The organism is Pseudomonas fluorescens, from assembly GCF_005938625.1.
Taxonomy (GTDB): Bacteria; Pseudomonadota; Gammaproteobacteria; order Pseudomonadales; family Pseudomonadaceae; genus Aquipseudomonas; species Aquipseudomonas fluorescens_BD.
Genome location: NZ_VCNJ01000122.1, coordinates 1 through 1569, shown reverse-complemented (window position 1 = coordinate 1569; position 1569 = coordinate 1). Strand labels below are relative to the sequence as shown.

The window sequence follows — 1569 nt, the reverse complement described above, 5'->3', positions numbered from 1 at the left end:
TTCGACGTTGGGTCTGGATGGCGTGCTGTATCTGCTGGGCTTCCGTGATCGTGATGGGCAGCTCTGAGATCTCTATCGCCTGACTGGCCTCTTCGCGAGCAGGCTCGCTCCCACATCTATGGTTACCCCCTTTTCTGCAATACTGTTTTTTGATGTCGTGTTTGGCTTGCTTTCATCTATCCGGCGTCTGAGTGGGGGTGCAACCCCGCGCCTCGATGAGAATCGATGCCCAACGATCCTGATTAGTTGAACGGCCTTTCAGCCGTGTGGGAGCCCAGGGTTGTCGTCAGGCCGGTTGGCCGTTCACGTCATCAGTTATCCAGCATCGCAAAACCAGGTGGGTGGTGCTCGGGTGACAGCGGGGTCAGGCGTTCATCGCGCTTGGCCCCGCATCGAATTCAGTGTGGTGAGCCGCAATTGCCCAAGCGATCCTCGCAAACTTGTTGGCCAGCGCGCAGACCACGTGATTGGAGTGATGGTGGGTTGCAATCAAATGGCGGACCCATTCCGCCAGCACGCCTTTTTGTCGATCCAAGTGCATTAAATAAACCCGGGCGCACTGGATCAGCAGGCGTCTCTGGTTTCTGTCGCCACGCTTGCTGATGCCTAAAAGTACAGTTTTTCCGCCCGTTGAATGCTGTTTGGGTACTAGGCCGATCGAGGCTGAATAGCCGCGGCCACATTTGAACTGCTTGCCATCACCCAGCTCGGCAGCCAAGGCGCTGGAGGTGATCGGCCCGACACACGGAATTGTCATCAAACGAGCAGCCAGATCATCTTCAGCGGCTTGGCATTCCAGCTCCTTGTCCAAGGATCTGATCTGTTCGTGCAAGTAGTCAAAGTGGCCATGCATGCGTGTCAGCAGCTTTCTGATCGGATCGGGAAGTGAGCTGGCCTCAAGCTGCGCTGTAAGCTCGTTGATCGACTTGAACCCCGCAGGCAAGCTGATTCCGAACTCCAGAAGCGCTGCGTGAATCCGATTGACTGTCGCGGTACGGTCTTTGATGAACGAATCACGCGTCGAATTGAGCATGGCCAGCGCCTGTTGAGCCTGTGTTTTAACAGGCACGAAACGCATCGTTGGCCGGGTTGCGGCCTCGCAGATCGCCTCGGCATCCGCGAAATCATTTTTGTTGCTTTTGACATAAGGACGCACCAAGTGCGGCGCAATCAACTTTGCGGTGTGCCCAAATTTTGCAGCTTGCTGCGCCATAAAGTGAGCGCCACCACAGGCTTCCATTACAACCGTGCAAGGCTCGAGATTGGCTAAGTGCTGGACAAGTGCCGCTCGAGTGAGTTTTTTGCGGTAGAGCTCATGACCCCGGTCATCTTGAGTGTGCAGATGAAAGGATTTTTTACCCAGGTCGATGGCGACAATAGCTACTTTGTTCATGACAATGGTCTCCGGTGGGCCCCTGCAAAAGCTTAGTGAGCTATCGCAGGGGCGGCGGGGGTAACCATTTCATTAGTTGACCGAGTTCACTCAGATCCCCTGTGGGAGCGAGCTTGCTCGCGAAGGCGTCCGCACAGGCAACACTTGAGCAATGCCCCACGCCAGTTCGCAACCCC

Annotated in this window: 1 protein-coding gene; it reads right to left on the bottom strand. The window is 55.7% G+C overall.

Going from position 1 to position 1569, the window contains the following annotated elements; translation table 11 throughout:
* Positions 1-364: 364 nt before the first annotated feature.
* Positions 365-1393: an IS110 family transposase gene (locus FGA82_RS31970; RefSeq protein ID WP_141130156.1), complete on the bottom strand. Its 1029-nt coding sequence runs from the start codon at positions 1391-1393 to the stop codon at positions 365-367.
* Positions 1394-1569 lie beyond the last annotated feature (176 nt).

What these genes read in the sequence shown, in the direction of transcription:
- FGA82_RS31970 (WP_141130156.1), bottom strand. Translation starts at nt 1,393, where the DNA reads ATGAACAAAGTAGCTATTGTCGCCATCGACCTGGGTAAAAAATCCTTT.